23 protein-coding genes are annotated in these 26,095 nt (G+C 59.0%); 7 read left to right on the top strand and 16 right to left on the bottom strand.

The genetic code is table 11. The features are described 5' to 3' along the window. Window positions 1-87: 87 nt before the first annotated feature. The 3 genes from TU81_RS06355 (at window position 88) to aqpZ (ending at window position 2,175) form a co-directional block, all read left to right on the top strand. A complete protein-coding gene (locus TU81_RS06355) occupies window positions 88-573 on the top strand; it encodes a GNAT family N-acetyltransferase (RefSeq protein ID WP_038979385.1) in 486 nt (161 codons plus the stop codon). Between the two features lie 18 nt (window positions 574-591). Then, window positions 592-1,197, top strand: a complete 606-nt coding sequence (locus TU81_RS06350; protein ID WP_038979384.1) for a pyridoxamine 5'-phosphate oxidase family protein — start codon at window positions 592-594, stop codon at window positions 1,195-1,197. A 279-nt stretch (window positions 1,198-1,476) separates the two neighbouring features. Further along, on the top strand, window positions 1,477-2,175 hold the full coding sequence (gene aqpZ, locus TU81_RS06345) for an aquaporin Z (protein ID WP_048394101.1): 699 nt from the start codon (window positions 1,477-1,479) through the stop codon (window positions 2,173-2,175). Window positions 2,176-2,199: 24 nt separating this feature from the next. On the opposite strand, the gene TU81_RS06340 is transcribed toward aqpZ, so the two are convergent. From TU81_RS06340 to aceK, 7 genes are all read right to left on the bottom strand, one after another. Next, window positions 2,200-3,324: a GNAT family N-acetyltransferase gene (locus tag TU81_RS06340; RefSeq protein WP_038980227.1), complete on the bottom strand. Its 1,125-nt coding sequence runs from the start codon at window positions 3,322-3,324 to the stop codon at window positions 2,200-2,202. Between the two features lie 148 nt (window positions 3,325-3,472). Further along, window positions 3,473-4,816: an OprO/OprP family phosphate-selective porin gene (locus TU81_RS06335; RefSeq protein ID WP_038979382.1), complete on the bottom strand. Its 1,344-nt coding sequence runs from the start codon at window positions 4,814-4,816 to the stop codon at window positions 3,473-3,475. Between the two features lie 232 nt (window positions 4,817-5,048). Next, window positions 5,049-5,285 (bottom strand): anti-sigma factor family protein, encoded by a 237-nt coding sequence (locus TU81_RS06330; RefSeq protein ID WP_038979381.1) that lies wholly within the window; start codon window positions 5,283-5,285, stop codon window positions 5,049-5,051. Continuing rightward, a complete protein-coding gene (locus tag TU81_RS06325; RefSeq protein ID WP_048394099.1) occupies window positions 5,279-5,893 on the bottom strand; it encodes an RNA polymerase sigma factor in 615 nt (204 codons plus the stop codon). Before TU81_RS06325 ends, TU81_RS06330 begins: the two co-directional genes overlap by 7 nt. Window positions 5,894-6,083: 190 nt before the next feature. After that, entirely contained in the window at window positions 6,084-7,205 is a 1,122-nt protein-coding gene (locus tag TU81_RS06320; protein ID WP_008009866.1) for a beta-ketoacyl-ACP synthase III, read from the bottom strand. Window positions 7,206-7,548: 343 nt separating this feature from the next. Then, window positions 7,549-11,460, bottom strand: coding sequence for an ATP-dependent RNA helicase HrpA (gene hrpA / locus TU81_RS06315; RefSeq protein WP_048394096.1), 3,912 nt, complete (start codon window positions 11,458-11,460; stop codon window positions 7,549-7,551). 193 nt (window positions 11,461-11,653) lie between these two features. After that, window positions 11,654-13,375: a bifunctional isocitrate dehydrogenase kinase/phosphatase gene (gene aceK, locus TU81_RS06310; protein WP_038979378.1), complete on the bottom strand. Its 1,722-nt coding sequence runs from the start codon at window positions 13,373-13,375 to the stop codon at window positions 11,654-11,656. Window positions 13,376-13,504: 129 nt separating this feature from the next. Between aceK and TU81_RS06305 the strand changes: the two genes are divergently transcribed. Continuing rightward, window positions 13,505-14,413 (top strand): DMT family transporter, encoded by a 909-nt coding sequence (locus TU81_RS06305; RefSeq protein ID WP_038979377.1) that lies wholly within the window; start codon window positions 13,505-13,507, stop codon window positions 14,411-14,413. Window positions 14,414-14,449: 36 nt separating this feature from the next. Here the strand turns inward: TU81_RS06305 and TU81_RS06300 are convergent, their stop codons facing one another. The 3 genes from TU81_RS06300 to cysK form a co-directional block, all read right to left on the bottom strand. Next, window positions 14,450-15,313, bottom strand: a complete 864-nt coding sequence (locus TU81_RS06300; RefSeq protein ID WP_048394094.1) for a DMT family transporter — start codon at window positions 15,311-15,313, stop codon at window positions 14,450-14,452. A 535-nt stretch (window positions 15,314-15,848) separates the two neighbouring features. Continuing rightward, window positions 15,849-16,787, bottom strand: a complete 939-nt coding sequence (locus TU81_RS06295) for an aspartyl/asparaginyl beta-hydroxylase domain-containing protein (RefSeq protein ID WP_048394091.1) — start codon at window positions 16,785-16,787, stop codon at window positions 15,849-15,851. 298 nt (window positions 16,788-17,085) lie between these two features. Then, complete coding sequence (gene cysK, locus TU81_RS06290; protein WP_048394089.1) at window positions 17,086-18,060, bottom strand: cysteine synthase A; 975 nt, start codon at window positions 18,058-18,060, stop codon at window positions 17,086-17,088. Between the two features lie 126 nt (window positions 18,061-18,186). Between cysK and TU81_RS06285 the strand changes: the two genes are divergently transcribed. Further along, window positions 18,187-19,260, top strand: a complete 1,074-nt coding sequence (locus tag TU81_RS06285; RefSeq protein ID WP_038979373.1) for a DUF748 domain-containing protein — start codon at window positions 18,187-18,189, stop codon at window positions 19,258-19,260. On the opposite strand, the gene TU81_RS06280 is transcribed toward TU81_RS06285, so the two are convergent. Together TU81_RS06280 and TU81_RS06275 are read right to left on the bottom strand one after the other, a co-directional pair. Continuing rightward, entirely contained in the window at window positions 19,257-19,760 is a 504-nt protein-coding gene (locus TU81_RS06280; protein WP_038979372.1) for a DUF2442 domain-containing protein, read from the bottom strand. The two genes, TU81_RS06285 and TU81_RS06280, sit on opposite strands and share 4 nt — an antisense overlap. Then, complete coding sequence (locus tag TU81_RS06275; protein WP_038979371.1) at window positions 19,748-19,978, bottom strand: DUF4160 domain-containing protein; 231 nt, start codon at window positions 19,976-19,978, stop codon at window positions 19,748-19,750. The genes TU81_RS06280 and TU81_RS06275 overlap by 13 nt, the downstream gene beginning before the upstream one ends. 202 nt (window positions 19,979-20,180) lie before the next feature. On the opposite strand from TU81_RS06275, the gene TU81_RS06270 reads away from it, so the two are divergent. Together TU81_RS06270 and TU81_RS06265 are read left to right on the top strand one after the other, a co-directional pair. Further along, entirely contained in the window at window positions 20,181-21,026 is an 846-nt protein-coding gene (locus TU81_RS06270) for an AAA family ATPase (RefSeq protein ID WP_038979370.1), read from the top strand. Window positions 21,027-21,051: 25 nt separating this feature from the next. Continuing rightward, a complete protein-coding gene (locus tag TU81_RS06265) occupies window positions 21,052-22,230 on the top strand; it encodes a vWA domain-containing protein (RefSeq protein ID WP_038979369.1) in 1,179 nt (392 codons plus the stop codon). A gap of 122 nt (window positions 22,231-22,352) precedes the next feature. Here the strand turns inward: TU81_RS06265 and TU81_RS06260 are convergent, their stop codons facing one another. From TU81_RS06260 to TU81_RS06245, 4 genes are all read right to left on the bottom strand, one after another. Further along, window positions 22,353-23,279: a 5-oxoprolinase subunit C family protein gene (locus TU81_RS06260; protein ID WP_048394086.1), complete on the bottom strand. Its 927-nt coding sequence runs from the start codon at window positions 23,277-23,279 to the stop codon at window positions 22,353-22,355. Then, a complete protein-coding gene (gene pxpB / locus TU81_RS06255; RefSeq protein WP_048394084.1) occupies window positions 23,276-23,980 on the bottom strand; it encodes a 5-oxoprolinase subunit PxpB in 705 nt (234 codons plus the stop codon). The genes TU81_RS06260 and pxpB overlap by 4 nt, the downstream gene beginning before the upstream one ends. Continuing rightward, window positions 23,977-24,729: a 5-oxoprolinase subunit PxpA gene (locus tag TU81_RS06250; protein WP_038979366.1), complete on the bottom strand. Its 753-nt coding sequence runs from the start codon at window positions 24,727-24,729 to the stop codon at window positions 23,977-23,979. Before TU81_RS06250 ends, pxpB begins: the two co-directional genes overlap by 4 nt. 78 nt (window positions 24,730-24,807) lie before the next feature. Beyond that, the gene (locus TU81_RS06245; RefSeq protein WP_038979365.1) at window positions 24,808-26,091 is read right to left on the bottom strand and encodes an MFS transporter; all 1,284 of its coding nucleotides are present in this window, start codon (window positions 26,089-26,091) and stop codon (window positions 24,808-24,810) included. Between the last annotated feature and the right edge of the window lie 4 nt (window positions 26,092-26,095).

Genomic DNA, 26,095 nt, shown 5'->3' with positions numbered 1-26,095 from the left:
TCAAATCGACAGACGAAATAAAAATAGGCGACGAACGCAAACTCGCTAGAATCCGAAGCTCATTTCCGTTGGAAAAAGGACACTCCAGTGACTGCCCGACTCGTGCCTTACGAAAGCCTGAACGCCCTGCAGCGCCAACAGGTCGAGGCGATCGAAATCCACGCCGAACAAATCAAATTCTCCGGCGACATTCATGGTGCGTTGCATACCTTGCTGTCCAAGCCTGGCCCTGGCGTCAAAGGCTTTGCGCTACTGGTGGAGGATGTTCCGGTGGCCTTCCTGCTGCTCAAGCGCCCGCCGGTGCTGCCGGCCTGGGCCGATGAACACAGCGCCACCCTGCACGCCCTGCAAGTCGATCGCCGCGCACAGGGCAAAGGCTATGGCAAAGCCTGCCTGCAAGCCCTGCCCGAGGTTGCGCGCCAGGCCTGGCCGGAAATCAAAGGGCTGGAGTTGTCGGTGGATGCGGACAATGAGTCGGCCATCGCGCTGTATGCCAAATATGGCTTTGTCGACAGCGGCGAAGCGTACAAAGGCCGGATCGGTTATGAGCGGCGCATGGGGTTGGTTTTCTGATTCGTAGAGGGATGAACGATGTTGAATTCAATCGAAGCGCTGGAAGCGATCTACGGCCTGCCCCATGACCGCGCCGTGCGCAAGCAGATCCCGTTTCTGAACGAGGACTATCAGGCGATGGTCCGCGCCTCGCCACTGGTGATTATCAGCTCGGTCGGCCCCGACGGCATGGACGGCTCGCCGCGTGGCGATACGCCGGGTTTCGTGCGGATCGTCGATGAACGCACGCTGGCGATTCCGGATCGACCGGGCAACAACCGCATCGACACGCTGCGCAATGTCGTGCTCGACTCGCGGGTATCGCTGCTGTTCATCATTCCCGGGATTGGCGAGACATTGCGGGTCAATGGCACGGCGCAGATCAGCGCCGAGCCCGGGTTGCTGGAGAGTTTTGCAGTCAACGGCAAACCAGCACGCACGGTGATGCTGGTGACGGTGCAAGCGGCGTATTTCCACTGCTCGAAAGCGATAGTGCGTTCAGATTTGTGGAACCCGCAGAAACACCTCGAACGCTCTGCGCTGCCGACCGCCGGGGCGTTTCACAAGCGCCTGAACGATGGGCAGTTCGATGCCGAGGCGTATGACCGGGAAGCACCGGTGAGAGTGCGCGATAGTCTCTACTGATCACCTGACACCACCATTCAATGTGGGAGCGGGCTTGCTCGCGAAAGGGCCATTACATTCAACATCAATGTTGGATGACAGACCGCCTTCGCGAGCAAGCCCGCTCCCACATTAGATCGGCGAACCGCCACAACCCTTTGAACACGGGCTCTGGCGGTTTTTCATGGTCACTGGAATTTCATTAAAACCCTGCTGTACTCAGGCAAGGTTCTGGAGATGGTTCTGTAGTCCATCTGCTGGATGCACAACGACAGTGTTATCTCGACAGGGAAATTCGCTATGTCTTTGTTCAAACGCTCGGCTACAGAATTGGTGGGAACGTTCTGGTTGGTGTTAGGGGGGTGCGGCAGTGCGGTCCTGGCGGCGGCGTTTCCAGACGTGGGGATCGGTTTGCTGGGGGTGTCCTTTGCATTCGGTTTGACGGTGCTGACGATGGCCTTCGCCATCGGCCACATTTCGGGCTGCCATCTCAACCCCGCGGTTTCGGTCGGGCTGGTGGTCGGCGGACGATTCCCTGCCAAAGAATTGCCCGCCTACATCATCGCTCAGGTAATTGGCGGGATCATCGCAGCGGCGCTGCTGTACTTCATCGCCAGCGGCAAACCCGGCTTCGAACTGGCCAGCGGCCTTGCATCCAATGGCTATGGCGAACATTCGCCCGGCGGCTATTCGATGGCAGCGGGGTTTGTCAGTGAACTGGTGATGACCGCCATGTTCATCCTGATCATTCTCGGCGCCACCGACAAACGCGCCCCGGCCGGGCTGGCGCCCATCGCCATCGGCCTGGCGCTGACCCTGATCCACCTGATTTCGATTCCGGTCACCAACACTTCGGTCAACCCAGCCCGCAGTACGGGCCCGGCGCTGATTGTCGGCGGTTGGGCGATTCAACAACTGTGGCTGTTCTGGCTGGCGCCGATCCTGGGTGCGGTCATTGGCGGTGTGATGTATCGCTGGTTGGGTAAAGAAGACAGTTAACCGGCGCGAATTAACCGGTGAAGATCAGCCTTGTCGGTAGGGCAAGGCTGTCTTCGCTTCTTCTGCATACCCCATGACTCCGACCCGCTCACGCTCAAGGAAGTCTTTCACCGCCGACTTCAAACCCGGGTGGCGCAGGTAATGCCAGGAATGGGTGATCACCGGCTCAAAGCCACGAATCAACTTGTGCTCGCCCTGAGCGCCAGCGTCAAAACGCTGAAAACCATTGGCAATCGCGTAATCCATGCCTTGATAGAAGCAGGTCTCGAAATGCAGGCGATCGAACTCCGCCAGGCAGCCCCAGTAACGACCATAAAAACTGTCGCCACCGACCAGACTGAAGGCCATGGCCACCGGTCGTGAGCCTTGTTTGGCCAGCACCACACGGATCGACTCCGGCATGCGCTCGGCCAACAGACTGAAAAATTCCCGCGTCAGGTACGGCGCTTGCCGACGCACCGCGTAGGTATTGGCGTAGCAGGCATACACAAAGTCCCACTGCGCCTGATCCAGTTGTCGCCCTTCCAGCCATTCGAAGTCGATGCCCTGCCCCGCCACTTGCTCACGCTCCTTGCGCATTTGCTTGCGCTTGCGCGAACTGAGGGCGTCGAGGAAGTCCTGAAAATCCCGATAACCGCGATTCTGCCAATGGTACTGACAGCCAATACGCTGCAACCAGCCTGGCTGTCCGGCCAATGCCGCGTCGGTGAATGGATCGGTGAAGTTGATATGGGCGCTGGAGAGTCCTTCGATCTCCAGATAACCCGGCAGGCTCTGCAGGAGTTCGAAACCGTCCTCGATCGTCGCCGCCAGCAATCGCGGCCCGCTGACCGGGCTGAACGGCACCGCCGTCAACAGCTTGGGGTAGTAGTCGATGCCGGCACGCTCACAGGCTTCGGCCCAGGCATGGTCGAACACGTACTCGCCGTAGGAATGCCATTTGCGGTAACTGGGCAGCGCGGCGATCAGGCGATCGCCTTCAACATGCAGCAAATGCTCGGGCTGCCAGCCGGAATGCGGGCCGAGGCTGCCGCTGTCTTCCAGCGAACTCAGAAAAGCATGGCGCAGAAACGGCTGAGTTTCCGGTACCAGCGCGTCCCAGGTGTGCGGCGCGATTTCGGACAGACGTTCCAGACGTTGCAGCGGCATTAGCATCCCAACCATCATTTTCTACAGATGGGACGAGTATCGCTTATCTGATTGGCTAACCCGAAACAAAAAAAACCCCGCCGAAGCGGGGTTAAACGAGAGGAGCTTTAACGGATGAAGAAAGAGCTCGTACAGCGCTTACTGCGATTTAGAACACGTATTGAGCGCGGACCACGAAGCCGTCACCGCTGTCATCACCGGTACGACGTGCCGGGGTAGTACCGCTGGCAGCCGTGGCATTGGTCACGTTGTCAGTCTTGGCCTTGAGGTAGGCGCCAGTGATTTTCACCGCTTCGTTGGCGTACCAGTTGACGCCCAGGGTGTGCACTTGGGCTTCGGCATCGCCGACATCGCGGGTCAGGCTGGCGGTGGTGATGTTGTCGTCTTCGACGGTCAGGCTGTCGTAACGATAGAACAGCTCCCAGGCGCCGATGGACTTGTTGGCTGGCTTGATCGCGTCGAACTTGCCGACTTTATAGCCACGGGCTTCGCCGGTGAGGGTGTAGGCACCCTGAACGTAGAAACCGTGACCCTTGATGTCTTCAAGGTTGCTGGCATCGGCCTTGGTCTTGCGGGCGACGTACTCACCCTGGATCGAGGCCGGGCCCATGGCGAATGCGGCTTCCAGGCCGTAAGCATCGTCACGGTCATAGGAGCCGGCAGCCGAAGTGGAACTGCCGCCCAGCACCGGACGGTTGCCGTTGGTGCCAGCATCGTTGCCGCCGAGGGTTTCAACGCCGCGCATGCCCATGCGGGTGCGATAACGGGAATCGAAGGCGGTGTCGGAGACATCACGGGAAGCCACATTCACACCGAAGTGCAGCACGTTGCCGGCGTCATGCATCGGCGCGAATACAAAGCGGCCGTTGACCTGTTTGACGCTGTTGCCATCGGTATCGTCGGTGTCTTTGCTGAACACGCCAGCGGATGCGTAGAACGAATCAGCGAAGGTGCTGGAGGCTTGCAGGCCCAGACCATTCTGGTGGCTGTTCGCCCAATCGACCATGTCGTACGCCATGTTGCGCTCTGGCGCGGTGACCCACTTGGAGCTGGTGGCTTTTTCCAGGCCGAAGTCCGGGTCGAAACGACCGACTTTGATCGAGACCGGTTTGAAGCCGTTGTAGGCCAACGACGCTTCGTCGAAGTAACCGTTGTCGGAATCACCGCTGTTGTGGGAGAAGTCGTAGTTGATGGTGTAAGCCCAATCCGTGTACAGCACACCAGACAATTCCAGGAAGCCACGACGGATGTAGGCCGCGTCAGCGGTATCGCCGTTTCTGGTGTAGACGCCATCGAACTGGCTGTAGTCAGCCTGCAAGCGACCGCCGAGTTTGAAGCTGAATTCTTTATCGGTGGTGGCGACTTCGAGGCCGCCCTTGGTTTTGACTACGATATCGGCGCCGTCAGTGGTGACGGTGCCAGCGAAAGCCTGGGCGGTTACTGCCATGGCCAATGCGCTGGCGGCAAAACCGGCGAAGTGCTTACGGATCATCGAAGAGTTCCCCTAATTGGTGGTCTGTAGCTTGGAAACACGCGGGTCTGGCCCGCTTGTGTTGGGAGGGAATCTTGGAGGCGGGGTATTTCAGCCGGGTTGCTGATAGATAAAGATTTTATGACAGGGGAACTTTTTTACTTCGAATCGAAATAACAGAAAAGCAGCCGCAAGAGATGAGCTACAAGCCGCAAGTTAGAGCGGCTGAAGGGGTGTGTTACGGGCGGGAAAACTACGATTTGTTCTTCAGATGTTCATTGGCAAGCCGTTCGGCCAGCGCATCCAGGTCAGCTACAGGCGGCTCGGGCATCACCTTCAGGGTGGCCTGCATCAACCGCATCTGCCGAATGAACCGTCGGCAATTAGGGCAGAACATCAAATGATGCCGCACCATCAGTCGCTCTCGAAAACTCAACTGGCCATCGAGATAATCACTGGAGCGCGCCACTTGTTCTTTGCAGGTCAACATTCGCCGGTTTCCTCAAAATGCTCCACGGTCGCAAAGACCTTCAACCGTGCCCGATGCAGCAGCACACGAACATTGGAGAGCGAGATCTCCAGAAGATTACAGATCTCCTCCAATTCAAGCCCTTGTCGCTCGCGTAACAGCAAAACACTGCTTTGCAGTTCCGACAGGCTGAGCAACGTGTGCTCCAGACATTCGCGCAGCTCGTTTTCGGTCAACAGGGCCTCTGGGGTGTCCTGATGCCAGGCGTACGGCGCCACCAGCCAATGACCATCAGTCGATGAAAAACGATCGTCATCGACCGTGCCGTGAGGCGACGGCAGGTCATCGAGCAACACTTCCCGGCGGTTTTGCTTATAACGGCTTTTCGCCGAGTTGGCAGTGATGGTCAGGAGCCAGGTCTTGAGGCTCGAACGCCCCTCAAACCCGCCGAGATTGCGCACCACCGACAGCCAGGCATCCTGGACCACCTCGTCGACGTGTCGGTTGCCGACGATGGCATAAGCCACCGCGCGCATGGCGCTCTGGTAAGTGCTGACCAGTTCCTTGAAAGCCCTCTGCTCGCCCGCCAGCAGGCGTTCGAGTAGTAGAGCGTCGTCAGCTGCGGCCATGCAAACCTCGTTTCAGAACCACCGATATTCCAGTGTCGGACACCATTGTGGGAGCGGGCTTGCTCGCGAAGAGGGAGTGTCGGTCGACATGAATGTTGCCTGATACACCACCTTCGCGAGCAAGCCCGCTCCCACAGGTTCCGCGCCTTAACCGAGAATGGCATTGGGACAATACCACCTCGCGACAGCTTCAGCGTTTACGCAGAATCACGCTACCGATCGAGTAGCCAGCGCCGAACGAGCTGAGTACAGCCAGCGAACCGCTGACCAGATCGTCCTGATTTTTGTGAAACGAAATCACCGAACCGGCCGAACTGGTGTTGGCATAGGTGTCGAGAATCACCGGCGCTTCTTCTTCGGTGGCTTCGCGGCCCAGCAGCTTCTTGACGATCAGGTGGTTCATGCTGAGGTTGGCCTGGTGCAGCCAGAAGCGCTTCACGTCGCTGACGTTGAGCTGGTTTTCTTCCAGGTGCGTGGCGATCAGCTCGGCGACCATCGGGCAGACATCGCGGAACACCTTGCGGCCTTCCTGGACGAACAGTTTGTCGGGGGCACCGATGCCCTCTTCCGCGGCGCGGTTGAGGAAGCCGAAGTTGTTGCGGATGTTGTTGGAGAACTTGGTCAGCAGTTTGGTGCTGACCACGTCGAACTGGTACTTGGACGTCGCGAGATCCGCACGTTCGATGATTACCGCGGTGGCGGCGTCGCCGAAGATGAAGTGGCTGTCGCGGTCACGGAAATTCAGGTGACCGGTGCAGACTTCCGGGTTGACCATCAGGATCGCCCGGGCCTGGCCCAGTTGCACGCTGTTGGCCGCAGCCTGGATGCCGAAGGTCGCCGAGGAACAGGCGACGTTCATGTCGAAACCGAACCCCTGAATACCCAACGCTTCCTGGACTTCGATGGCGATGGCCGGGTAGGCGCGTTGCAGGTTGGAGCAGGCGACGATCACACCGTCGATGTCAGCGGCGGTCTTGCCGGCGCGCTGCAAGGCTTGTTCGGCCGCACCGATAGCCATCTGGCAAAGCACCGACCACTCGTCATTCGAGCGCTCGGGCAAGCGTGGTGCCATGCGTTGCGGGTCGAGGATGCCGTCTTTGTCCATGACAAAGCGGCTTTTGATGCCGGACGCTTTTTCGATAAACGCTGCGCTGGATTCGGTCAATGCCTGGATTTCGCCGCGCGCGATGGCTTCAGCGTTGTCGGCGTTGAACAGCGCGACGTAAGCGTTGAAAGACTGCACCAGCTCTTCATTGGAAATGCTGTTGGCCGGGGTGTACAGGCCGGTGCCGCTGATGACGACGTTATGCATGGTCGTTTCTCTAATCCGTTCAGGCAGAAAGCGCTGGCACCGACGTACCAACACACAAAGGGTCTATTCCAGGTCCGGACGCAAACCTGGCATCGCTTTATTCCGATCCGCCCGGCCCGTGAAGGCTCAAAACCGCGGGGCTGGCGTTTATAGGCGCGAAGTTTGCCATAAACGTTGGCTTTTGGCGCCTTTTGCTGGAGCACGCGATGTAATGCAGTACCGGGTAGGAGCTGCCGAAGGCTGCGATCTTTTGATCTTTCTTTGTCGCGACACCAAAAGATCAAAAGATCACAGCCTTCGGCAGCTCCTACAGTAGACCGCAGGAGATCAAGGAGATCGGGTTTTACGGCTCGACCTGACTCCATTGCTTGTTCAGGCGCTTGTCGGAGATCGGCACCTTGGTCCCCAATTGCTGCGCGAACAGCGAGACCCGGTATTCCTCCAGCCACCAGCGATAGAGTTCGAGCTGCGGATCGCGCTTGCCTTCCTGGGCGTGTTTGTTGGCGCGGGTCTGGTATTGAGCCCAGAGGCCGGACAATTCACCGCTCCAGACTCGGTCCTTCTGCACCTGAGCGCCAAGTTTTTCGAAGCGTTGCTCGACAGCCTTGAGGTAACGCGGCAGCTCCTTGAGCCACGGCATCGGCGTTTCACGCACGAAGCCCGGATACACCAGATGGCTGAGCTGCTGCTTGATGTCGTTCAAGGCCACCGCTTGCGCCAGGTCGATCTTGCCCTTGAAGCGTTTTTGCAGGCCATGCCACAGCTTGAGAATCTCCAGCGTCAGCTTGGCCAACCGTTCGGCGTGCTCGGTCCAGCCACCGCGTTTACGCTCAGCCAGCGACGCCAGTCCGGCGCCATCGCGTGGCAACGGGTCTTCGCCGTCGAGGATGCAGCTGTCGAGACTGGCCAGCAGAATATCTTCCACCAGGCTGTCGACACGCCCCATGTCGCGGTACATCAGGCCCAACTCGGTCAGCCCCGGCAACTTGCCGCGCAGGAACTTCGCCGGTTCCGCCAGTTGCTGCATCAGCAAACGCTGCAAGGCCCGGCGATGCTGGAACTCGGCTTCGGCCGGGGTCGAGAATCGACCTTCCTTGACTGTCCCGCCCTCTTCCACCAGCGCCGGATACACCGTCATCGATAGCCCGGCGATTTTCTGCTGGGTTTTCTCAGCCACGGCGGCAAAGACTTTCGGCTCCACCGGTTGTTGGCTCTTCGCCGTTTGCGGCACCGCCAATGCAGCCTGGCTGGCCTCGGCAAAGCGTGCGGTCAGCTCGGCCAAGTCACGGCCTTCACCGAGGAACTTGCCCTGACCGTCGACGATTTCCAGGTTCATCCGCAAATGGCTTTCGACCTGCTGCGAAGCTTCGGCCCACGCCTCATCGCTGACCCGCGCGCCGGTCATGCGCAGCAACTCGCGGCCCAGCGCCAAAGGCAACGAGCCCTCGGCAAACGTGATGCGCTGCAATGCGGCTTTGACGAAGTCCGGCACCGGCACGAAATTCTTGCGCAGGGCCTTGGGCAGGTTGCGCACCAACGCAATGCACTTGGCCTCGATTACGCCCGGCACCAGCCATTCCAGACGTTCCGGCGGCAGCATCGGCAACAGCGGCGCCGGCACGCGCAAGGTCACGCCGTCGCGCGGATGGTTGGGCTCAAAGTGATAACTCAGCGCCAGTTCCAGATCGCCAATGTGCAGGGTGTCCGGGTAATGCGCGGCGGTGACTTCGCTGGCTTCGCGAGCCAGCACGTCTTCTTCGCGCATGATCAGCAGCTGTGGGTCTTTCTGACTGTTGATCCGGTACCAGCTGTCGAAAGTCGCGGTCTGGTGGATTTCTGCTGGCAGTCGCGCATCGTAGAAGGCGAACAAGGTTTCTTCGTCGGCGAGGATGTCGCGGCGGCGCGCCTTGGCTTCCAGTTCGTCGAGCTGTTCCAGCAGTTGTTGGTTGGCCGTCAGGCACTTGGCTTTGGATTGAATCTCGCCGCGCACCAGGCCTTCGCGAATGAAAAACTCACGAGACACCACCGGGTCGATCGGCCCGTAATGCACCGGTCGGCGACCGACCACGATCAGCCCGAACAGGGTGATTTGCTCGAAGGCCACGACCTGACCACGCTTCTTCTCCCAGTGGGGTTCGAAGTGATTTTTCTTGATCAGGTGCCCGGCCAGCGGCTCGATCCAGTCAGCGTCGATCTTGGCGACCATCCGCGCGTAGAGCTTGGTGGTTTCCACCAGTTCGGCGGTCATCAGCCATTGTGGACGCTTCTTGCCCAGGCCCGACGACGGGTGAATCCAGAAGCGCCGCTGACGGGCACCGAGGTAGTCGCCGTCTTCGGTTTTCTGGCCGATCTGGCTGAGCAATCCGGAGAGCACGGCTTTGTGCAGTTTCGGGTAATCCGCCGGCTCTTTGTTGAGGCTCAACTGCATGTCGCGGCAGATCAGGCTCAACTGACGATGGGAGTCGCGCCACTCACGCAGGCGCAGGTAATTGAGGAAGTTCTTGCGACACCAGTTGCGCAGCGGACTGGCCGTCAGGGCCTGGCGCTGCTCTTCAAAACCACGCCACAGATTAACCAGCCCGGCGAAGTCCGAGTCCACGTCTTTCCACTGGGCGTGAGCCTGATCGGCCGCTTGTTGACGCTCCGGCGGACGTTCGCGCGGGTCCTGAATCGACATGGCGCTGGCGACGATCAGCACTTCCTGCAAGCTGCCAAGTTTCGCCGCTTCCAGCAGCATGCGGCCCATGCGCGGGTCCACCGGCAGCCGCGCCAGTTGGCGACCGAGCGGCGTCAACTGACTGTTGCGGTCCACCGCTGAGAGCTCTTGCAGCAGGTTGAAACCGTCGCTGATGGCTTTGCCATCCGGCGGCTCGATAAACGGGAAATCGGTGATCTCGCCGAGGCGCAGATGAAGCATCTGCAAAATGACTGCTGCGAGGTTGGTACGCAGGATTTCCGGATCGGTGAATTCCGGCCGACCGATGAAATCTTCTTCGCTGTAGAGGCGGATACAAATGCCCGGTTCGACCCGTCCGCAACGACCTTTGCGCTGGTTGGCACTGGCCTGGGAAACCGCTTCGATGGGCAGGCGCTGAACCTTGGCGCGATAGCTGTAACGGCTGATGCGCGCGGTGCCGCTGTCGATCACGTAACGAATGCCCGGCACCGTCAGCGAGGTTTCGGCGACGTTGGTCGCCAGTACCACGCGACGCCCTGGGTGCGACTGGAAAATCCGCTGCTGCTCGGCAGGCGACAGTCGCGCGTACAACGGCAGAATCTCGGTGTGTTTGAGTTGAGCCTTGCGCAGCATGTCCGCCGCGTCGCGAATCTCGCGCTCGCCGGGCAGGAACACCAGCACGTCGCCAGGACTCTTGCGCTCGCTGCGTTCGAACGCGGCGATTTCGTCGAGGGTAGCGAGGATCGCCTGATCCACGGTCAGGTCATCCTCGACACGGTTGCCCTCCTCGTCCTGCTCCAGGGTCAGCGGGCGATACCAGGTTTCTACCGGGAAGGTGCGACCGGAGACTTCGACAATCGGCGCATCGTCGAAGTGCTTGGAAAAACGCTCCAGGTCGATGGTCGCCGAAGTGATGATGACTTTCAGGTCCGGACGACGCGGCAGCAGGGTTTTCAGGTAACCGAGCAGGAAGTCGATGTTCAGGCTGCGTTCGTGGGCTTCGTCGACGATGATCGTGTCGTAGCGCTCGAGGTAGCGGTCGTTCTGGGTTTCCGCCAGCAGAATGCCGTCGGTCATCAGTTTGATCAGGGTGTTGGAATCGCTCTGATCCTCGAACCGCACCTGATAACCGACCAGCGCGCCCAACGGCGTCGCCAATTCTTCAGCAACCCGGCTCGCCACGCTGCGCGCGGCGATTCGACGGGGCTGGGTGTGGCCGATCAGGCCGTGCTGGCCGCGACCGATTTCCAGGCAGATTTTCGGCAACTGGGTGGTTTTACCCGACCCGGTTTCGCCGGCAATGATCAGCACCTGATGCTTGAGCAGCGCCTCTTTGATTTCGTCGCGCTTGGCGGCGATCGGCAGGCTGTCGTCGTAACGAATCACCGGCAGGCTGGCGCGCCGCGCCAACACCTGATCACAGGACGCCTGCGTGCGCGTCACCCACTGGGCCAGTTTGGCCTCGTCAGGTTTCTTGCGCAGCTCAAGCAACTGCCGCCGCAGCCGGTGGCGGTCGGCGAGCATGGCGTGATCGAGGTTTTTCAGCAGTTTGTCGATTGAAGGCGATTCGTCAGTCATCAGGTACGCAAAAGTCGTCTAGTGGCGCAGGGGGCGGATTGTCGCAGATTTGCGCTCCCATGTGATCGTTCCCACGCTCCGCGTGGGAATGCCTCCCCGGACGCTCCGCGTCCGCTCTTGGGACGCAGAGCGTCCCTTGCTGCATTCCCACGCGGAGCGTGGGAATGATCAGTGTCCGGTGTGGTGTTGTGGGCTATTCGTTATCAAGGCCTTTGCGGCGATACGGGAACACATCAATCACCTTCCCCGCCCGAATTGCCTCCTGCAAACTCTTCCAGTAATCAGCGTTGTACAACTCCCCATGCAACTGATCGAACAACCGTCGTTGCCCCGAATCGGCAAACAGAAACGGTGGAAATTCCTCGGGAAATACATCCAGTGGCCCGATCGAGTACCACGGTTCGGAGGCCATTTCGTCTTCCGGTGTACGCGGTTGCGGGATGTGGCGGAAGTTGGCTTCGGTCAGGAAGCAGATCTCGTCGTAGTCATAAAACACCACACGACCGTGACGGGTGACGCCAAAGTTTTTCAGCAACATGTCGCCGGGGAAAATGTTCGCCGCCGCCAGTTGCTTGATCGCCAGACCGTAATCCTCCAGCGCCTCGCGAACCTGTGCCTCGTTGGCGTGTTCCAGATAGAGGTTCAACGGTGTCATCCGGCGTTCGGTCCAGCAGTGGCGGATCAGCACCGTGTCACCTTCCAGTGACACCGTGGACGCTGCCACTTCAAGCAATTCCTCCAGGCACGCCGGCTCGAACTTGCTCAACGGGAAACGGAAGTCGGCGAACTCTTGGGTATCGGCCATGCGCCCGACCCGGTCGACACTTTTCACCAGGCGATACTTTTCGATCACCGTGGCGCGGTCGACGTTTTTCGACGGAGAGAAGCGGTCCTTGATGATCTTGAAAACGGTGTTGAAGCCCGGCAGGGTAAACACGCTCATGACCATGCCGCGCACGCCGGGGGCCATGATGAACTGATCGTCGGTGTTGGCCAGGTGATTGATCAGCGCCCGGTAAAACTCGGACTTGCCATGCTTGTAGAAGCCGATCGAGGTGTATAGCTCGGCGATGTGCTTGCCCGGCAGGATGCGTTTGAGAAAGCCGATGAATTCCGCCGGCACCGGCACATCGACCATGAAGTACGAACGGGTGAAGGAGAAGATGATCGACACCTCCGCCTCGTCAGTGATCAGCGCATCGATCTGGATGCCCCGACCTTCGCGGTGCAGCAGCGGAATCACCAGCGGCCACTGTTCGTCCTGGGTGTAAATGCGCCCCACCAGATAGGCGCCCTTGTTGCGGTAAAGCACCGAGGAAAACAGCTCCACACTCAGTTCCGGATCCTTGCAGACCCAGTCCGGCAGATTCTCACGCAATTGCACTTCGAGGCGACGCAGGTCGCCTGGCAAATCAGCGTAATCCTCACTGAAGCGGTAGTCGGCAAAGATGCTCGTGAGCATGCCCGATAACTGTCCATGCGGCTTGTAGGTGCGGGTTTGCGCGGCCCGGGCGCGGCGCAGGCTCGGCCGCGTGGTGTGGATGAACATGCAGCCATCGCTGATCAGGTCGTGGCTGAACAGCCCGCAGAAAATCGAGTTGTACCAAGTCTCGGACAGTTCATCGTCGAAACGCAGGTCGATCAGGCTGATGTAAGCGCTCTTGACCAACGGCCAGTTGCTGACGTCCATCAGCACATCGGTCTCGAACGACACATGCAAGCGCCCGACCGTTTCGCCGACCTTTTCTTCATAGAGGTTGATTCGCGCCGCCGACGCGACTTGCGTCTCCTGCCATTGAGCCTGCTCGAAGCGGGCTCGGGCGCCGTCGGTGATCTGACGGAAATGCTCGCGGTAATCGTCAAAGCCATCGAGGATCATTCGGGCGATGTCGGCGGCTGGCCATTGCTGCGGCATAGGTAAAACCTCGGCGGCTGTTCTTATCGTTGGAGCCTGAGCTTAGTGGCCCTGCGTGACGCAACGCAACCATTGCCTTGTGCCCTGACTGGCGCGACACTTGCGCGCCAATCAAGGAAGGAAAGTGCTGTGAACCCCGTCGATATCCTGCGTATGTTGTCGCTTGCCGCCATTTGGGGTGCGAGCTTTCTGTTCATGCGCGTTATTGCCCCAGTGATTGGCACAATCCCCACTGCTTTTTTTCGCGTATCGATTGCCGCCGTCGGGCTACTGGTGATCCTTGGGCTGATGCGCATCAGCTGGGATTTCAAAGGCAAACTCAAGACGGTGATGCTGCTCGGGCTGATCAACTCCGGGATTCCAGCAACCCTCTACTCTGTGGCCGCCCAAGTGCTGCCGGCCGGTTATTCGGCGATTTTCAACGCCACCACGCCTTTGATGGGGGTGCTGATCGGCGGCCTGTTTTTCCATGAAAAACTCACCGCCGCCAAGTTGGGCGGAGTATTTCTCGGCCTGTTCGGCGTCGGCATCCTCACCCGTGCGGGTCCGGTGGCGTTCAACATGGAACTGCTGATGGGCGCACTGGCGTGCCTGATGGCCACCACCTGCTATGGCTTTGCCGGGTTCCTCGCCCGACGCTGGCTCGACCATGCCGGCGGCCTCGACAGTCGCCTTTCGGCGCTGGGCAGCATGCTCGGCGCGACGTTGTTGTTGCTGCCGCTGTTTGGCTACAGCGTGATCAGCCAGCCACCGGCGAGCTGGGGCGGCTGGAATGTCTGGTTGTCGTTGCTGGGGTTAGGTTTGGTCTGCACGGCCTTTGCCTACATTATTTACTTCCGTTTGCTGACTTCGGTTGGCCCGGTGAAATCCATGACCGTAACCTTCATGATTCCGCCGTTTGGTGTGTTGTGGGGGGCGCTGTTGCTGGATGAGCCGCTGTCGATGGCGCACCTTTATGGCGGGGTGTTGATTGCGGTGGCGTTGTGGCTGGTGTTGAAGCCAGCGGTGGTGAAGACGGCTGAGGTGGCTGCCAGTTAAACAAGGCCCGGAGCTCATGCCCCGGGCCTTTCGGTTTCAAGCGCTCTTACGGAACACAAACACCAGGCCGACGATGATCAGCAGCATGCCGAGCATGCTCAACGCCGCCAGACGGTTGCCAAAAATCAGGTAGTCCATGACCGCCGTTACCGCCGGCACCAGGTAAAACAGGCTGGTGACATTCACCAGATTGCCTCGTGCAATCAGTCGATACAGCAGCAGCGTCGCCAGCACCGATACCACCAGTCCCATCCACAACACCGGCACGATGAACCCGGTGCTGTGTTCGACGTGAAACGGCTGGAACGGCACAAACACCCCGCACAACAACAGCCCGGCGAGGTACTGCACCGGCAGTGTGCCGAGGGGATTGTCGGTGATGCGTTTCTGCATGATCGAACCGAACGTCATGCTCGCCAGCGCCAACAGACCGAAGAGCATCCCGGCCAACGACATGCCAGCCAGACCGATGCCCTGATAGACCACCATGATCAATCCGGCCAAGCCTAGCGCCAGACCGAACATCCGGCTTATTGATCGATGCCGCTCCATGATCACTACGGTGAGAATCGGTTGAACACCCATGATGGTTGCCATCACGCCCGGCGTGACTTTCAGGTCCAGGGCCAGCAGATAGAAAATCTGATAAGCGCCCAGCAACACCACACCCGTGGCCATCGCATACAACATCGGCTTGCCGCCCTTGGGCAGTTTCAGCTTGAGCAACGGCATCAATAGCACCAGCCCGCACAAGGCAATGGCGAAGCGAATCAGCAGAAAGGCAAAGGGTGATGCATGGGCCAGGCCCCATTTGGAGAAGATCGCCCCGCTGCTCCACAGCAAAACGAACAGGCTCGTGGACGCCGCCGCGAGCGCGGATTTTTTCGAAAGGACAAACATGAATACCACCTGTAGTCAGGCAAAAAGCCAACTCAGCCGAGGCTGAAATTCAGTAGTTTTTTCAGGCGGGCGCTTTTTCAGACGGGCATGGGAACAGCAGAAAAGCTGATCAGCCCGAAAAGCCAACGCCTGGCGGTGATACGACTGCGCACACCGGCGAGCTACTGACAGGTGGGGGGTAATGACTGATCTGCGCAGGCTGCTGATTCCCGCACGGCACGACGCCAGCGTTGACCGCTGAATCGACTACCGCGTTGATGGGGGAAGCTGGCATGGGCTGATCTTTTTTGATGGATGAAATGGTGGTTCAGGAAACCACCGAGGGCCGACTATAACCAGCGCATGACATGGATTGCAATGACTAAGAGTCTGGCACGATCCCTGTGGGAGCGGGCTTGCTCGCGAAGGCGGTGTGTCAGGCGACATCAATGTTTACTGTGCCGCCGTCTTCGCGAGCAAGCCCGCTCCCACAGGGATTGCGCTTAACTGACTGGCATTACCCCCAAGGAGCGGCTTTTCATCCCGTGGCCGGCCCTCAACCAAACAGCCAATACCCCAACAACGTCAACACCACCACCGCCAGCACCGGCCGCAGTACGCGGTAGGCCTTGGGATTGCGACGCTTCCACTGTTTGACCGCACCGCTGAATTTGTCGCTGAAGCACTTGCTCCAGGCATAGACCTGGTTGATCCCGCCAACGCGTTCATCGTCAAGGTTCTGGGGTGCAGTGGCGCGCCCCAGCAAGCCGCTGATCCAGCGGTTGATACGGGTCATGAGGCGGTTGCTCATCGGTCGCTCGATGTCGCAAAACAGGATGACCCGGGGTTGCCCGGTTTCGTTCTTGACCCAGTGCACGTAGGTTTCATCGAACATAACGTCTTCCCCATCACGCCAGGCATAGACCTGACCATCGACGAAGATACGGCAATGATCGGAGTTCGGCGTCGACAGCCCCAAGTGATAACGCAAAGAACCGGCGAACGGATCGCGATGCGGGTTGAGGTGACTGCCAGCGGGCAGCAACGCAAACATGGCGCCTTTGACGTTGGGAATACTGCTGACCAACGCCACGGTTTTCGGGCACAAGGTTTCGGCCGATGACAATGGTTTGTCGTACCACTTGAGGTAGAAACGCTTCCAGCCTTTCTTGAAGAACGAACCGAAACCGGCGTCGTTGTTCTTTTCGGCGGCGCGAATATAGCCCTCGTCAAACAAGTGCATGGCTTCGTCGCGGATAACTTCCCAATTGTCCCTGAGCACATCCAGTTCGGGGAACTTGCTGCGGTCCAGGTAGGGTTTGGAAGGTACACCGGAAAACAGGTACATCAAGGCGTTATAGGGTGCAAACAGAGCCGAGTGGTTGACGAACTGACGCAGGACCGGCAAACGCGCCTTGCCACGCAAGTGCATATAGAGCGTGCTGCCGAGGAACAGCAACAACACCGAAGCCTTCGCGACGAAGGAAAAGCTCATCTACAACTCCTTGATAGTAGGTAACTTTGCACAACGCCATTTACCCGACGTGGCAGTCGGCCATTATCAACATTACCGGCCTCGGGGAAAACCCACCTGACTCAACATTCAGTGTTAAGAATTACGCAATAACCCCTTATTAACACAAGGTTCCTGAACGGGGGCTGACATGAATCGACCCCCTCTCACACCGGATTAAAAAACAAGATCAAAAGATCGCAGGCTGCGCCAGCTCCTACATCGACCGTGTTCCTGTACACATCTGTAGGAGCTGCCGAAGGCTGCGATCATTTGATCTTTATTGCTGAGTTTCCTGCTCGGTAAACAGATCACTGAACAGCATGCTCGACAGGTAGCGTTCGCCCGAGTCGGGCAGGATTACCACGATGGTCTTGCCCTGCATTTCCGGGGTTTCGGCCAGCCGCACAGCCACCGCCATGGCGGCGCCGCACGAGATACCGCTCAAAATCCCTTCTTCCTGCATCAGGCGCAGGGCCATCGCCTTGGACTCATCGTCGCTGACCAGCTCGACCCGATCGACCATCGACAGATCCAGGTTCTTCGGCACAAAACCAGCGCCGATGCCCTGGATTTTGTGAGGGCTCGGTTTGATCTCTTCCCCGGCCATCGCCTGGGTGATCACTGGAGACACCAACGGCTCCACCGCCACCGAGATAATCGGTTTGCCCTGGGTATTCTTGATATACCGCGAAACCCCGGTAATGGTTCCACCTGTCCCGACGCCCGCCACCAGTACGTCGACTGCGCCGTCGGTGTCATTCCAGATTTCCGGCCCGGTGGTTTTTTCGTGGATGGCCGGGTTGGCCGGGTTTTCGAATTGCGCCGGCATGAAGTAGGTCGATGGATCACTGGCGAGGATTTCGGCGGCCTTCTCGATCGCGCCTTTCATGCCTTTGGCCGGTTCCGTCAACACCAGTTCGGCGCCAAGGGCCTTGAGCACCTTGCGTCGCTCAATGCTCATGGACGCCGGCATGGTCAATACCAGTCGATAACCGCGGGCGGCGGCAACGAACGCCAGGCCGATGCCGGTGTTGCCCGAAGTCGGTTCGATGATGGTCATGCCGGGCTTGAGTTTACCGCTGCTTTCGGCCTCCCAGATCATGTTCGCGCCGATCCGGCACTTGACCGAATAACCCGGGTTGCGCCCTTCGATCTTGGCCAGGATGGTGACACCGCGCGGAGCAATACGGTTGATCTGCACCAGCGGCGTATTGCCAATGGAATGGGCGTTGTCAGCGAAAATACGGCTCATGGCTGGGTCCTTATACCGCGTTGAATTAGCCCTCCAAGGTATGCCTGTTACCCGTGGTCGTCCAGTCAGTCGAACGTCCGGTTACCAGAGCAGTCAATCGCTTTACACCGCAAGAGATTTGCCGCCATGAAGCGTCGATACAGTTGGCCCCTGTGGACCCTCGCCGGCCTCGTTCTACTGCTGGTTGCCCTGCACCTTGCCCTGCCCTACGTGGTGCGCGATTACCTCAACGAAAGATTGGCGAACATGGGTGACTACCGCGGGCAGATCACCGACGTAGACCTGGCCCTGTGGCGAGGCGCCTACAAAATCAATGGACTGAAAATCGTCAAGGTCGACGGGAAGGTTCCGGTGCCTTTCGTCAACGCGCCATTGATCGACCTGTCCGTCAGCTGGCATTCGCTCTGGTATGACCACGCCGTGGTGGCCGAGGCGCAGTTCGACAAACCCGAGGTGAACTTCGTCGATGGTGGTAACAAGAAAAACTCCCAGACCGGTCAGGGCACCGACTGGCGGGCACAATTGGAAAAATTGCTGCCGATAACCCTGAACGAAGTGCGGATCAACGACGGGCGGGTCACCTTTCGAAACTTCAATTCAAAACCGCCCGTGAACATGAATGCCACCCAGGTTAATGCCAGCATTTACAACCTGACCAATGTGGTCGACACCAAAGGCAAACGCGACGCCCGTTTCGACGGCAAGGCGTTGCTGCTGGGGCATGCGCCACTGGAAACCACAGCGACTTTCGATCCGCTGAGCGACTTCCAGGACTTCGAGTTCCGCCTGCGCGCCAAGAACCTTGAACTCAAACGCATGAACGACTTCGCCGCGGCCTACGGCAAGTTCGACTTCAATTCCGGCCATGGCGACCTGGTCATCGAAGCCGAAGCCAACAAGGGTCAACTCACCGGCTACATCAAGCCGCTATTGCGCGACGTTGATGTGTTCGATTGGCAACAGGACGTGGAGAACAAAGACAAAGGGATTTTTCGCTCCATCTGGGAAGCACTCGTCGGTGGCACCGAGAATGTGTTGAAGAATCAGCCAAAAAACCAGTTCGCGACGCGCGTCCAGCTCAGAGGCAGCGTGCATCAGAAAGATATCAGCGCATTCGAGGCTTTTTTGCAGATTTTGCGTAATGGTTTTATCCAGGCGTTCAATGCGCAGTACGAACGACCCAAGCCGGATACGGACTAGGATTTGCGTGTGACGGTGTAACGACCGGTTTCTTCTGCTGCTCGTGCCGGGTTTAATTGCTGTTGCAAAAAATCCCAGCCCAGGCAAGCCAGGGCCAATGACCGCGGCACAGCTTCACGGCCACTGCTGTAGCGACTGATACTGCGGGCACTGACGCCCAGCGCTTCGGCCGCCTGATTCAGCGGCAATCCGGTGCGAGCACGCCAATCGATGAAAATACGGGTGTTTTCATCTGCCGCATTTTGCGCAAGAGCATCCAGATACAGCGTGTCTGCGCCAATCTGGATATCCAGTTCGGGCCACTCCACGCTCCAGCCATCGTCCCCCAAGGCTGCGCCTTCAAAAGCACGGTCCTCCAGCAATGGTTGCAACCCCGGGTACGAACGCAGGTCGCGACTTAAATCGATGCTCAGTTGCTGGCCATCGATAAAGGTCAGCGCCAGGCGGTAATCCGGCAGTACCTGCACAGCCGACAGCCGTGGTCGTTTCATGGGTAACATCGTTTCCAATCCTCCAGCAATTGCACCTGATGGGCCCTGACCCACTCCAGCGCTTCCTTGATAATCAGCGGCGGTGCCTTGCCCATCATCACTTCGACAGTTACCAGGCTGAGCATCACATCCAGCCCGCCACCGGTCAGATGCACATGGGGCGGCGGATGATCCTTCTCGCGCAACTGAATGCGGTACGTATCGCGAAATCGGTATTTAGTAGACATACCCAGCAAGCTATCGCCAAAATGGCGATAGCTCAATACTGGCCAGCAGCCGAGACCAAGTCAAGATGTGACGCCCCATTCAGAGACTGAATAAGCCGTCTGCGTTCACAGTCGACCGGGCAGCGCGTTATAGTCGGGTACTACAATTATTGCGCCCCGCCCTGCCTCGTTCAGGTCGGCGTTACCGTTCGAGGATTAGCAGATGAAGTTCGAAGGCACCCAGGCCTACGTCGCCACCGATGACCTGAAGCTGGCGGTCAACGCCGCCATCACTCTGGAACGGCCACTGCTGGTCAAGGGCGAGCCAGGCACCGGCAAGACCATGCTCGCCGAGCAACTGGCCGAATCCTTCGGCGCCAAGTTGATTACCTGGCACATCAAGTCCACAACCAAGGCCCACCAAGGCCTGTACGAGTACGACGCGGTCAGTCGCCTGCGGGACTCGCAGCTGGGTACGGAGAAGGTCCACGACGTTCGCAACTACCTGAAAAAGGGCAAGCTCTGGGAGGCGTTCGAGTCTGAAGAGCGGGTGATTCTGCTGATCGACGAAATCGACAAGGCCGACATCGAGTTCCCCAACGACTTGCTGCAAGAACTCGACAAGATGGAGTTCTACGTTTACGAGATCGACGAGACCATCAAGGCCAAGAAGCGCCCGATCATCATCATTACCTCCAACAACGAGAAAGAGCTGCCGGACGCCTTCCTGCGCCGCTGCTTCTTCCACTACATCGCCTTCCCGGACCGCGTCACGATGCAACGGATCGTCGACGTGCACTACCCGAACATCAAGAAAGACCTGGTCAGCGAAGCGCTGGACGTGTTCTTCGATGTGCGCAAGGTGCCGGGCCTGAAGAAGAAGCCATCGACCTCGGAATTGGTGGACTGGCTGAAGTTGCTGATGGCCGACAATATCGGTGAAGCGGTGCTGCGCGAGCGCGATCCGACCAAGGCCATTCCGCCACTGGCCGGCGCCTTGGTGAAGAACGAACAAGACGTGCAATTGCTTGAGCGTCTGGCGTTCATGAGCCGTCGCGGCTCTCGCTAAGCCCCGATAGAGAGAGGCGATAGCCATGCTGCTCAACCTGTTCAATGAAATGCGTGCAGCCAAGGTGCCGGTCTCGGTACGTGAGTTGCTGGACCTGATCAACGCTCTGAAACAGCGCGTGACCTTCGCCGACATGGACGAGTTCTATTACTTGTCACGGGCGATTCTGGTGAAGGACGAAAAGCATTTCGACAAGTTCGACCGGGCGTTCGGTGCCTACTTCAATGGCCTGGAAAAGCTCGACGACCACCTCCAGGCGTTGATTCCGGAAGACTGGCTGCGCAAGGAATTCGAGCGTTCCCTGACCGATGAAGAGCGGGCCGCGATCCAGTCCCTCGGCGGCCTGGACAAGCTGATCGAAGAGTTCAAGAAGCGCCTGGAAGAACAGAAAGAACGCCATGCCGGCGGCAACAAGTGGATCGGCACCGGCGGCACCAGCCCGTTCGGCTCCGGTGGCTTCAACCCGGAAGGCATTCGGGTCGGCGATGCCGGCAAGCGTCAAGGCAAAGCGGTCAAAGTCTGGGATCAGAGAGAGTACAAAAACCTCGACGATTCGGTCGAACTGGGCACGCGCAACATCAAGGTCGCCCTGCGGCGCCTGCGTAAATTTGCTCGTCAGGGCGCAGCCGAAGAACTCGACATCGACGGCACCATCGACCACACCGCGCGCGATGCCGGGCTGCTGAACATCCAGATGCGTCCGGAGCGCCGCAACACCGTCAAGTTGTTGCTGCTGTTCGACATCGGCGGCTCGATGGACGCCCACGTGAAGATCTGCGAAGAACTGTTCTCGGCCTGCAAGACCGAGTTCAAGCATCTGGAGTACTTCTACTTCCACAACTTTATTTATGAATCGGTGTGGAAAAACAACATGCGCCGTACCTCCGAGCGCACCGCCACCCAGGACCTGCTGCACAAGTACGGCGCCGACTACAAAGTGATCTTCATCGGCGACGCCGCCATGGCGCCCTATGAAATCACCCAGGCCGGTGGCAGTGTCGAGCACTGGAACGAAGAAGCCGGTTACGTGTGGATGCAGCGCTTCAAGGAAAAGTACAAGAAGCTCATCTGGATCAACCCGTACCCGAAAGACACCTGGGGCTATACCTCATCAACTAACATCGTGCGGGATTTGATTGATGACCAGATGTTCCCGCTGACGTTGCGGGGGTTGGAGGAAGGGATGCGGTTTTTGTCCAAGTAAAGATTGTTGTTGTCTGTGATGCCGCCTTCGCGAGCAAGCCCGCTCCCACATTGGATATTCGTCGTACACAAACTCTGTGTCCGCTGGAGATCAAATGTGGGAGCGGGCTTGCCCGCGATGCTTTAGCGGCCTAAAAACCGCCGCAAATACTCAACGTGTTCCCGATGAGCGACATCCTGCACCACCGGCTTCAACCGCACCTTCGCCCCCGGCAAACACTGCGCCAATCGCGCCAATGCCAACGGCGTCAACGCCCCCAGTCGCGGATAACCGCCTATGGTCTGCCGATCATTGAGCAGCACAATTGGCTGCCCGTCCGGCGGCACCTGAACCGCGCCCAGCGGGATGCCTTCGGAAATCATCGGCTGGCCCTGATACTGCAACGACGTTCCCAACAGGCGAATGCCCATGCGATCGGCGCGGCTGTCGAGGGTCCAGACGCTGTTGAACGCGTCGAACAGACTCTGTCCACTAAACTCGCCGATCTGTGCACCGAGCACCAGGTCCAGCGGCGCATTGAGTTTGAAGTCCGGCACTTGTTCGTGCGCCAACTCCCGCAGCAGTAACAGCGAGCTTCCCGAATAGCTCAACTGCGCATCTTTGGCCAACGCCCGCCCCATGCCATCCAGCCCACCGAGCTCCTCACGGACCACCGTTGCGCTACTGCCCAACACCTTGGGCGCATCAAATCCGCCCGGGGCCGCCAAATAAGCCCGAGCGCCAAGCCGCGGCTGGGTGAATTGCAATTGCTGACCTTTGTTCAGCCTGAAACTGCGCCACGGCGCCAATGCCTCGCCATCCACCCGCGCCCCCAGATCCGCCCCGGCCAACGCCAGCACGCAATCTTCCTGGGCAACGACTGTAAACCCGCCGAGGGTGATTTCGATCACCGACGCATCCAGCCCATTGCCCAGCAGCCAATTGGCCCACGACATCGATCGCCAATCCGCTGCCCCGCCCTGGGTCACGCCCAGATGCCGCACGCCAAATCGCCCGGCGTCCTGCAACAGGCACAGCGGTGTACTTGCTTCAATCGTCAGTCGGCTCATGCCAGGGCCTCCAACGGTGTGTCATCACCGCCCAGATTGATGAACTCGGCATGGCTGACCGCTTCGAAGCGCACCGTATCGCCCGGTTGCATCAGGCTGTAGCCGTCGCGCTCGCGGTCGAACAATTTTGCCGGAGTGCGGCCGATCAGGTTCCAGCCGCCGGGGGACACCACCGGATAAGCCGCCGTCTGGCGTTCGGCGATACCGACACTGCCGGCAGCCACTTTTTTGCGCGGAGTATTCATACGCGGTGCAGCCAATACCTCCTCCACCAATCCCATGAAGGCGAACCCCGGTGCGAAGCCCAACGCGAACACTTGATACTCGCGTCCGCTGTGGCGGTGGATCACCTCTTCCATCGTTAATCCGCTGCGCTGAGACAGCAAGGTCAGTTCCGGACCAACACTCAGGTCGTACCAGACCGGCAATACATGGCATTTACCCTTGGCCCGAGCGTTGGGCGACAGATCGATCAAGGCTTCAGCGATCAATTCCCGCGCCTGGGCCGGATTCAGTGCCATCAAATCGTAATGCACCATCAACGTTGTGTAGGACGGCACCAGATCGATCAAATGGTTTCCGAACGCCTCCCGCAGACCCTCGCTGGCCGCGAGCATCCACGGCATGTTGGCTTCGCTGATTTCATCGAACAAACGCACCATCAGGCAATCCAGCGCCACCACCTCTACCCGTGGCTTCATGATGCACTCTGCTGATTCAAGGCTTCGCGAATGCGCTGCACGGCGGCCACCGAACTGGCGTTGTCGCCGTGTACGCACAAGGTATTGGCCTGCAAGTGCAAGGCGCTGCCATCGCTGGCGGTGAGGTTGTCACTGCGAGCAATGATCAGCGCCTGTTCGATGATTTTCTCGGGATCGTGGTGTACGGCGCCCGGCAGTTGCCGCGAGACCAGCCTGCCTGCGCTGTCGTAAGCGCGATCGGCGAAGGCTTCGAACCACAACGTCACGCCATATTCATCGCCCAATTGCTGCGCAGCACGGTTGTCGCGGGTCGCCATCAGCATCAATGGCAGCGTCCGGTCGTAGGCCGCCACGGCCTGAATCACTGCGCGCAATTGCGCCGGGTTGGCCATCATGTCGTTGTACATCGCGCCGTGGGGCTTGACGTAACTCACCCGCCCGCCCTGAGCCCGGCAAATGCCGTCGAGGGCGCCGATCTGGTAATGCAACAGGTCCTGCAGTTCCTGAGCGGTGTACGCCATGGAGCGACGACCGAATCCCACCAGATCCTGATAGGCCGGATGAGCACCAATCTGCACGCCGTGGCTCAAGGCCAGGCTGACGGTCTTGCGCATGATGCTCGGGTCGCCGGCATGGAAGCCGCAGGCGATGTTGGCGCAATCAATGAAGGGCATGACCTCGGCGTCCAGACCCATGGTCCAGTTACCGAAACTCTCGCCGATGTCGCAGTTCAATAGCAGGCGGTTCACGGTGAACACTCCTGTAGGCTTTTATCTTCTTAGCTGAAGGACATATGTCCCTCAGATTATCAGTTACCGGACATCCGGTTATTGAGCGTCGAGTTGCTTGCCACGGGTTTCCGGCAAGCTCAGGGCCGCCAGGATCACTACCCCGTAGGACACCGCCGCGAAGGCGCCGATTCCCACACTCAGTGGCACCTTCTGGCTGAGCAAGCCGATGAACAGCGGGAACAACGCCGCCAATGCCCGACCGATGTTGTAGCAAAAACCCTGGCCCGAACCGCGAATCCGCGTCGGAAACAGCTCGGTCAAAAACGCACCCATGCCGCTGAAGATCCCCGAAGCGAAGAAGCCCAAGGGGAACCCCAGCCACAGCATCACGCCGTTGCTGACCGGCAATTGGGTATACAGCAGAACAATGGTGAACGAGCCGACCGCGAACAGAATGAAGTTCTTTTTACGACCGAGGATGTCAGTCAAATACGCGCTGATCACGTATCCGACGTAGGACCCGACGATCACCATGGCCAGATAGCCACCGGTGCCGAGTACGCTCAAGCCCCGTTCGTTTTTCAGAAACGTCGGCAACCAGGAAGTGATCGCGTAATAACCGCCAAGGGCGCCGGTGGTCAGGATCGACGCGCGGATCGTGGTGAAAAGAATGCCCGGGGCGAAGATCTCGTAGAACTTGGCTGGGTTGCCTGGCTCTTGCCTGGCTTTGGCTTCGCGGTAGATTTCCGGGTCTTTCACCAAGCGACGGACGAAGATCACGAAAATCGCCGGCACGATGCCAAGGAGGAAAAGAGCACGCCAGGCGTCTTCCGGCGGCAGTACCGAAAACAGCAGCGCGTACAGAATCGCCGTCATTCCCCACCCAAGCGCCCAGCCCGATTGCACCATGCCGACGGCTTTGCCACGGTCCTTGGCGCGGATCACTTCGCCGATCAGCACCGCGCCGGCCGTCCACTCGCCGCCGAAGCCGAAGCCCATCAATGTGCGTGCAATCAGCAATTGTTCGTAGTTCTGGGCGAAGCCGCAAAGAAAGGTGAAGAAGGCGAACCACAAAACAGTCAGTTGCAGGGTGCGCACCCGGCCGATGCGGTCGGAGAGAATCCCCGCCACCCAGCCACCGATGGCCGAGGCGATCAGGGTACTGGTGTGAATCAGCCCGGCTTCGCCAGTGGTAATGCCCCACATGGCAATCAGGGTCGGCACCACGAAGCTGAGCATCTGGGTGTCCATGCCGTCCAGGCCATAGCCGATCTTGCAGCTCCAGAACGTACGACGTTCCTGCTTATTGATGTTGTGGTACCAATCGAAGGGTCCCGGGCGAGCCGTGGCTTTGGGAACGAGGGTGTCGGGCGCACTCATGGCA

The organism is Pseudomonas lini, from assembly GCF_001042905.1.
In the GTDB taxonomy this organism is placed as follows: Bacteria; Pseudomonadota; Gammaproteobacteria; order Pseudomonadales; family Pseudomonadaceae; genus Aquipseudomonas; species Aquipseudomonas lini.
Note: the sequence above shows the minus strand (reverse complement) of the source record. Positions and strands in the feature narration are given on the sequence as shown.

Excerpts from the sequence above, each read along its gene's own strand:
- TU81_RS06245 (WP_038979365.1), bottom strand. The coding sequence starts at position 26,091 with ATGAGTGCGCCCGACACCCTCGTTCCCAAAGCCACGGCTCGCCCGGGA.
- TU81_RS06260 (WP_048394086.1), bottom strand. The coding sequence starts at position 23,279 with ATGAGCCGACTGACGATTGAAGCAAGTACACCGCTGTGCCTGTTGCAG.
- TU81_RS06300 (WP_048394094.1), bottom strand. The coding sequence starts at position 15,313 with ATGTTTGTCCTTTCGAAAAAATCCGCGCTCGCGGCGGCGTCCACGAGC.
- TU81_RS06320 (WP_008009866.1), bottom strand. The coding sequence starts at position 7,205 with ATGCATAACGTCGTCATCAGCGGCACCGGCCTGTACACCCCGGCCAAC.
- TU81_RS06335 (WP_038979382.1), bottom strand. The coding sequence starts at position 4,816 with ATGATCCGTAAGCACTTCGCCGGTTTTGCCGCCAGCGCATTGGCCATG.
- aceK (WP_038979378.1), bottom strand. The coding sequence starts at position 13,375 with ATGCCGCAGCAATGGCCAGCCGCCGACATCGCCCGAATGATCCTCGAT.
- TU81_RS06350 (WP_038979384.1), top strand. The coding sequence starts at position 592 with ATGTTGAATTCAATCGAAGCGCTGGAAGCGATCTACGGCCTGCCCCAT.
- TU81_RS06285 (WP_038979373.1), top strand. The coding sequence starts at position 18,187 with ATGAAGCGTCGATACAGTTGGCCCCTGTGGACCCTCGCCGGCCTCGTT.
- aqpZ (WP_048394101.1), top strand. The coding sequence starts at position 1,477 with ATGTCTTTGTTCAAACGCTCGGCTACAGAATTGGTGGGAACGTTCTGG.
- TU81_RS06275 (WP_038979371.1), bottom strand. The coding sequence starts at position 19,978 with ATGTCTACTAAATACCGATTTCGCGATACGTACCGCATTCAGTTGCGC.
- hrpA (WP_048394096.1), bottom strand. The coding sequence starts at position 11,460 with ATGACTGACGAATCGCCTTCAATCGACAAACTGCTGAAAAACCTCGAT.
- pxpB (WP_048394084.1), bottom strand. The coding sequence starts at position 23,980 with ATGAAGCCACGGGTAGAGGTGGTGGCGCTGGATTGCCTGATGGTGCGT.
- TU81_RS06295 (WP_048394091.1), bottom strand. The coding sequence starts at position 16,787 with ATGAGCTTTTCCTTCGTCGCGAAGGCTTCGGTGTTGTTGCTGTTCCTC.
- TU81_RS06265 (WP_038979369.1), top strand. The coding sequence starts at position 21,052 with ATGCTGCTCAACCTGTTCAATGAAATGCGTGCAGCCAAGGTGCCGGTC.
- TU81_RS06325 (WP_048394099.1), bottom strand. The coding sequence starts at position 5,893 with ATGGCCGCAGCTGACGACGCTCTACTACTCGAACGCCTGCTGGCGGGC.
- TU81_RS06280 (WP_038979372.1), bottom strand. The coding sequence starts at position 19,760 with ATGTTACCCATGAAACGACCACGGCTGTCGGCTGTGCAGGTACTGCCG.
- TU81_RS06270 (WP_038979370.1), top strand. The coding sequence starts at position 20,181 with ATGAAGTTCGAAGGCACCCAGGCCTACGTCGCCACCGATGACCTGAAG.
- TU81_RS06330 (WP_038979381.1), bottom strand. The coding sequence starts at position 5,285 with ATGTTGACCTGCAAAGAACAAGTGGCGCGCTCCAGTGATTATCTCGAT.
- TU81_RS06340 (WP_038980227.1), bottom strand. The coding sequence starts at position 3,324 with ATGCCGCTGCAACGTCTGGAACGTCTGTCCGAAATCGCGCCGCACACC.
- cysK (WP_048394089.1), bottom strand. The coding sequence starts at position 18,060 with ATGAGCCGTATTTTCGCTGACAACGCCCATTCCATTGGCAATACGCCG.